6 protein-coding genes are annotated in these 6,528 nt (G+C 69.1%); 2 read left to right on the top strand and 4 right to left on the bottom strand.

The window, feature by feature from the left end; genetic code table 11:
• Window positions 1-115: 115 nt before the first annotated feature.
• Both ABB34_RS10570 and ubiU read right to left on the bottom strand, forming a co-directional pair.
• On the bottom strand, window positions 116-988 hold the full coding sequence (locus ABB34_RS10570) for a U32 family peptidase (RefSeq protein ID WP_057641293.1): 873 nt from the start codon (window positions 986-988) through the stop codon (window positions 116-118).
• An 11-nt stretch (window positions 989-999) separates the two neighbouring features.
• Window positions 1,000-1,998: a ubiquinone anaerobic biosynthesis protein UbiU gene (gene ubiU, locus ABB34_RS10565; protein ID WP_057641292.1), complete on the bottom strand. Its 999-nt coding sequence runs from the start codon at window positions 1,996-1,998 to the stop codon at window positions 1,000-1,002.
• 176 nt (window positions 1,999-2,174) lie between these two features.
• Here ubiU and ABB34_RS10560 point away from each other — a divergent pair, with 176 nt between their 5' ends.
• Entirely contained in the window at window positions 2,175-2,651 is a 477-nt protein-coding gene (locus ABB34_RS10560; protein ID WP_057641291.1) for a hypothetical protein, read from the top strand.
• A gap of 1 nt (window position 2,652) precedes the next feature.
• On the opposite strand, the gene ABB34_RS10555 is transcribed toward ABB34_RS10560, so the two are convergent.
• Together ABB34_RS10555 and ABB34_RS10550 are read right to left on the bottom strand one after the other, a co-directional pair.
• Window positions 2,653-4,119 carry a UbiD family decarboxylase gene (locus tag ABB34_RS10555; RefSeq protein ID WP_057641294.1) on the bottom strand — a complete coding sequence of 489 codons (1,467 nt, stop codon included), beginning with the start codon at window positions 4,117-4,119 and terminating at the stop codon, window positions 2,653-2,655.
• Window positions 4,120-4,297: 178 nt separating this feature from the next.
• Complete coding sequence (locus ABB34_RS10550) at window positions 4,298-5,263, bottom strand: helix-turn-helix transcriptional regulator (RefSeq protein ID WP_057641290.1); 966 nt, start codon at window positions 5,261-5,263, stop codon at window positions 4,298-4,300.
• A 150-nt stretch (window positions 5,264-5,413) separates the two neighbouring features.
• Here ABB34_RS10550 and ABB34_RS10545 point away from each other — a divergent pair, with 150 nt between their 5' ends.
• Window positions 5,414-6,190, top strand: a complete 777-nt coding sequence (locus ABB34_RS10545; RefSeq protein ID WP_057641289.1) for a DUF481 domain-containing protein — start codon at window positions 5,414-5,416, stop codon at window positions 6,188-6,190.
• Window positions 6,191-6,528 lie beyond the last annotated feature (338 nt).

Here is a 6,528-nt window from a genome sequence, read left to right as displayed (position 1 = left end):
GGGTTGGGGTGAGGGGCGAGCGGAGTCCGAATGGTTAACCATCACGGACTCCGCTCGCCCCTCATCCGCCCTTCGGGCACCTTCTCCCGGAGGGAGAAGGGAGCCGCACCTCACTTTATGCCCCCATCCGCATCCCCGGCTCGCCATGCCAGTAACCATTGCGCTCGCCGATCCGCGGCGCAACCGCTGCGCTGTCGCGCGCTTCGTCGAAATGCCGCACCACCGCTTCCATGCCCTCGGCCTGCGGGTACAGCCGCAGGATGTCCACGCCCAGCGCGCGCAGCTCCGGCAGTTCCGGGCCGAGATCGGTGGTTTCCTCGCCCTGCACCGAGATGCCGTTGATACGCAGGAATGGGCGGCCCTCGCGGGTGGCCAGCGGCATGCCGTCGGGATAGTCGATGCAGCGGAAGCCGCACTGGTCCTTCGGCACGTCCAGCGCGCGCGCGGTGAAGCAGCGTGCCGAATACGACAGCGGCAGCCGGCCCCATGCGGTCACCTCCAGCTCCGGCATCGCGCCGCCTTCGGCGACGAAGGCCTCCTTCAGTTCGCCGACCAGCGTGCGGCCCTGCTCCACGCCCGGCACCCAGCGGCGCAGGCCATCCTCGACCAGCATCGCCAATGCGCGGTGGTTGTAGACATTGAGCGACGGACCGGCCACGAACGGACGGCCCTTCTCGCGGCACAGCTGCACCGCCGACAGGTCGTTGGCCTCGATCCAGAAGCCGCCGTGCGAAATTTGCCGGTCGAGCACGCTCAACTCGGATTCGGCCTCGATCAACGCCAAGGTCGAAAGCACGATCTGCTTGCCGGATGCAGCCAGCTCCTCCGCCAGCGCCAGCCAGTCGGCAGTGCGCAGTTCGCGGCGTTTGCTGCACACGGTTTCGCCCAGGTAGACGATGTCGACCGGCCAGTGGATCGCCTCGCGGTAGAACGCCAGCGTGCGCTCGCGCGGCCAGAAGTACTGCAACGGGCCAAGGCTGAGTTTCATCGGTGTTTCCTTCAATGCCAGGCGCGGTGGTACGGGCCCAGCGTGGTCTGGTGGCCTTCGGCATGGCGCGACAGTTCGGCCTGCCATTCCGGCTTGAGTTGCCAGTGCGCCGCATCGCCTGCGAGCTGGTCGATGGCCCGGCGCCACGTGCGCGTCACCGAGCCCACGTAGGCCACCCCGCGCTGGCGGCCCTCGATCTTCAGCGCGGCCACGCCGATCTGCTTCAGCCGCGGCAGCAGTTCCAGCGTATTAAGGCTGGTGGGTTCCTCCAGCGCGTGGAAAATTTCGTCACCGACGGCGAAACGGCCCTTGCACACGGTCGGGTAACCGGCCGGTTCCTCCGGCTTGAACTCGTCGATCAGCACGTCGTTCAGGCGCACGCTGCGGCTGCCGTCGGCCTGTTCGTCCCAGCGCACGAACTTGGCCGGCGAGCACACGCCGTGGCGGTTCGGCGAAGCACCGGTGACGTAGCTGGACAGCTGGCAGCGGCCCTCGACCATGATGCACAGGCTGCCGAAGGCGAACACTTCCAGCGCCACCGGCGATTTCTCGCACAACCGTTCGACCTGTTGCAGCGACAGCACCCGCGGCAGCACCGCGCGGCTGATGCCGAAGCGTTCGTGCGCATAGCGCAATGCCGGCGCGGTGGTGGCGCTGCCCTGCACGGAGAGATGCCGCGGCAGTTGCGGATGGGTGCGCGCGGCGTAGTCCAGCACCGCCATCTCGGCGGCGATGATGGCATCGGCGCCGAGCGCGGCGGCCTTGTCCACCGCGGCGTGCCAGTCCTTCAGGCGCACGCTGTCCGGGTAGGTGTTCAGCGCCAGGTAGACCTTGGCGTTCTTCGCATGCGCATAGCGGATGCCGGCGCGCAGTTCGTCGTCGGAGAAATTCAGGCCGGGGAAGGCGCGCGCGTTGGTCTGGTCGCGGAAACCCGCATAGACCGCGTTCGCCCCCGCATCCACCGCCGCCTGCAGGGCCGGCAGGTTGCCGGCGGGACACACCAGTTGCATGCGGAAGGCTCCGGCTGAAGGAGCGGGCATGATCCGGTGCGCGTCCGCATGCGTCCTTGACCTGGGTCAAGCGGCGCCGGCCGCTGCTTTTGACATGCGTCATGGGGTGCGTGCCGGGCACGTGCAATGCTGCGCCGCAAGCATGGGCACGCGGCCCATCGAACCCGGAGCTACCGATGCGGCACCTGATCCCGCTTTCCGCCACCACGCTCGTCCTTGCCGGCCTGTTTGCCTTGCCGGCGACCGCACGGCCGGCGCATGACCACGCCCATGCCACGCACGCCACGCAGGCACCTGCTGCCGCATCGGCGCAGCAATGGCCCACCGACGCATCGCTGCGCGAGGGCATGCGCGGGATCCGCGTGGCGGTGCAGGGGCTTGAACACTACGAACACGGCCACATGGGCATCGCCCAGGCCAGCGCCGCGGTGACGCTGATCGACGACGCCATCGCCGGCATGTTCGCCGGTTGCAAACTGGAAGCGGACGCCGACGTGGCCCTGCACGGCCTGCTGGCCGAATTCATGGCCGGCGCCGAGGCGGTGCGTACCTCGCCGCAGGTGCCGGTGGCGGAAATCGCGCGGATGCGCCAGGCGCTGGCGCGCTACCCGCAGCTGTTCGACGACCCGCGCTGGGACGCCGAGGCGGACTGATTCAGCCCGCCAGCACCGCCCGCCACAGTGCGTCCACCCGCTTCTCCACCGCCGGGTCGGGCCGGATCGGCCTGCTCCAGGTGCGGCTGGTCTCGGCCGGCCACTTGTTGGTGGCATCCAACCCGAGCTTGGAGCCCAGGTTCGGGGTCGGGCTGGAGAAGTCGAGGTAGTCGATCGGCGTGTTCTCCACCAGCATGCTGTCGCGCGCCGGGTCCACCCGCGTGGACACCGCCCAGATCACCTGCGACCAGTCGCGCACGTCGATGTCCTCGTCGGTGACGATGACGAACTTGGTATAGGTGAACTGGCGCAGGTACGACCAGATGCCCATCATCACCCGCCGCGCATGGCCGGCGTACTGCTTGCGGATGGACACCACCGCGATGCGGTACGAGCAGGCCTCCGGCGGCAGGTAGAAGTCGACGATCTCGGGGAACACCTTGCGCAGGATCGGCACGAACACGTCGTTCAGCGCCATCGACAGCACCGAGGGCTCGTCGAACGGCGCCCGCCCCATGTAGCTGCCGTGGTAGATGGCGTCGCGGCGCAGGCGCATGCGCTCGATGGTCAGCACCGGGAAATGCGCCTGCGCGTTGTAGTAGCCGGTGTGGTCGCCGAACGGCCCTTCCAGCGCGGTGTCGCCCGGGTGGATGAAGCCTTCCAGCAGGATCTCGCTGCCGGCCGGCGCCTCCAGCCCGGTCAGCTCGCTGTGCCAGACATGGGTACGCGCGGCGCGCAGCAGGCCGGCGAATTCGTATTCGGACAAGGTGTCCGGCACCGGCGCCACCGCCGCCAGCAGGGTCGCCGGGTCGGCGCCGATCGCCACCAGTACCGGAAAGGGTTTCCCGGGGTGCGCGGCCTGCCAGTCGGCGAAGTCCAGCGCGCCGCCGCGGTGCGGCAGCCAGCGCATGATCACCCGGTTGCGGCCGATCACCTGCTGGCGGTAGATCGCCACGTTCTGCCGCGGCTGGCGCGTGCCGCGGGTGACGACCAGGCCCAGGGTGATCAGCTTGCCGGCGTCCTCCGGCCAGCAGCGCTGGATCGGCAGCACGGACAGGTCCACCGCCTCGCCGCAGCGCACGTCCTCGTCGAACGCGGCCTCGCGCACCCGCCGCGGCGCCACGTGCGCCAGCTGCGCCAGTTCCGGCCACTGCGCCAGCGCCTGGCGCAGGTTGCCGGGCCAGCGCGGCTCCTTGATTGCGGCCAGCAGTTCGCCGAGTTCGCGCAGCGAGGCCAGCGGCCGCCCGGCCAGCGCCAGCTCGATGCGGCGGCGGTGGCCGAACAGGTTGCCCAACTGCCGGTGCGCCGAGCCGGGCGCCGGCATCAGCAGCGCCGGGCCTTCGGCCTTGAGCGCGCGCAGGCTCAGCGCGGTGCTTTCCAGTTCCGGGTCCACCGGCACATCGAGTTCGCGCAGCTGGCCCTGCGCGGCCAGGTGCCGCAGGAAATTGCGCAAGTCGTGGAAGGCCATGCTGCAGCCCATGCGTGGTCAGGGCCGTCGATTCTGGCAAGCCGTCCGCCACCACCGTTTGACGTGGGTCAATCCCACTGGAATCCGGAATCCGTAGATGCGGGGCTTGCCCCGCATGAAGCCTTCCCGATGAAGCCCCGTGCCGGGCAAGCCCGGCACCTACGATGAATGCCGGCTTTCAGTCGTAGTTGCTCAATGCCAACGACAGCAGCGCCTTGGCCTGCTCGCGCAGCGCGGTCGGCTCGACGATCTCCGCGTCCGAGCCGTAGTGCAGCACGTCCATCAGCAGCTCGCGCGAGACGCTGTACGGCACCTTCAGCTCGTAGCGGCCATCGGCCAGGAAACGCCCCTGCTGCTTGGAATGCCAATGCTCGTCGGCCACCCAGCGCGCGGCCTTGGCGCTGAACACGATGGTCGCCCACCCCTTGGGCACGCCGGAGAAGATGCCGTAGCCGGCACCCAGTTGTTCGTCCAGCTCACTGTCGGCGATGTCGTGGGCCGGTTGGTCAACCACCCGCGCGGCGTGGATGCGGTCCACCGCGAAACTGCGCAGCGCCTGCCGCCCGTGGTCCCAGGCGTCCAGGTACCAGTTGTCGCGGTAGTGGGTGATGCGCTGCGGCGAGACCGTGCGCCGGGTCACCTCGTCGGTGGAACGCGCGCGGTAGTCGAAGGACAGCTGCTTGCGCTCCAGCACGCCCGAGGCCACGGTGCGGAAGCTGGCCTCGTCCAGCTTGCGGCCGCGGTGCGGGATCACCCGTACCCGCTCCACCGGCCACGACGACGCCCCGGCCTGCGCCGCCAGCAGGCTCTCGATGCGCTGCTGCAACGGTGCCAGCACCGCCGACAGCACCCCGCCGCCGGTGCGCGCCAGCAGGTGCTGGGACGCCAGCAGCGCATGCAATTCCTCGGAACTGAGCCACAGGCCGGGCAGCTCGAAGCGGTCGCTTTCCCCGCTCTGGTAGCGGAAACCGGCCTCGCCGTCGCCCTCCACCGGCGCCATCAGCGCGTCGCGCAGGAAGGCCAGGTCGCGGTAGACGGTGGCGCGGGAGCAGCCCAGCTCGTCCTGCAGCTGCGCCACCGTGACCGGGTAGCGGGCCGATTTGAGGTGGCGGTGCAGCGCGTTGATGCGTTCGTAGCGGTCCATGCGCCGATTATGTCCGAGTCCGGGCCGTGGCGCCGTGCCCGCCCTGCCCGAACCGCAAATGAAGCCGGTGCCACGCCCGGGCGGCCGCGGCGGGGGCATCCGCTATCATGAAAACGTTCCCATCCACGCCCCCTGCCCGGAGATTTCCCGATGTCGCTGCGCGCCTCCCTGTTCCTGCCGCTGCTGCTGTGCGCCCCGTCGGCGTGGGCCGACGACGCTTCCGATGCCGCCGCCATGACCTCGCCCTGGAGCGGCAGCGGCGGCGAGCTCGGCTTCGCGTCCGCCCACGGCAACAGCACCACCGAGAGTTTCAACGGCCGCCTGAAGCTGCGCTACACCGACGACGACTGGGTGCACAGCATGGACCTGTTCGGCCTGCGCTCCAGCGCCGAATACACCGAGACCGCCGACGACGGCAGCACCAGCCGCAAACGCCAGACCACGGCCAACCGCTACACCGCCGGCGCCGGCAGCGCGCTGCAGCTGGGCGAGCACCGCCAGCTGACCGCCACGGTGCGCTACGAGCGCGACGATTTCGCCACCTATGACCGCCAGGGCAGCTTCGGCCTTGGCTACGGTACCCGCCTGATCGACGGCGAGCGGCTGGTGCTGGACACCCAGGTCGGCCCCGGCGTGCGCCGCTCGCACGAAGCGGCGACCGACGAGAACCGCACCGGGCTGATCGGCCGCGGCCTGTTCGACCTGAAGTTCGGCATCACCGACAACACCGAACTGGTCAACACCCTGCTGGTCGAGTCCGGCTCGTACAACACCTTCGCGCAGAACGACTTCGGCGTCTCGGTGGCGATGAACAGCCACTTCGCGCTGAAGGCCGGCTGGCAAGCGCGTTACAACAGCGACGTGACCGAGGACAAGCGCAAGACCGACACCCTGACCACGATGAACGTGGTCTACAGCTTCAAGTAAGAAGCAGGGAATGGGGAACAGGGAACGGGGAATGACGGGGCAACGCGGCCCTAGGCCGAATCGACATTCAATCCAGCCACATTGGAATAGAGGCGAGATAGAGGAAGGCGAGGAAGTGCCTGGGCTTGCGGTCGAATCGCATGGCGACCCGTCGGAACTGCTTGCGCCTGGCGGCGCAGCGCTCGATGCGGTTGCGTAACCGATATGATGCCTTGGCGTAGGGCGGCGGCTGCTGGCCACGGCGTGGCGGGATCCCCCGCTACGACCCCGTCGGCGCGATCACACCCACCGTATCCCGGCCTCCATCGCCACTCGCGGGCAGCAACGCCCATGGCTTT

It is taken from the genome of Stenotrophomonas daejeonensis, assembly GCF_001431505.1.
Lineage (GTDB): Bacteria > Pseudomonadota > Gammaproteobacteria > Xanthomonadales > Xanthomonadaceae > Stenotrophomonas > Stenotrophomonas daejeonensis.
This window is presented reverse-complemented; position numbering and strand designations above follow the sequence as displayed.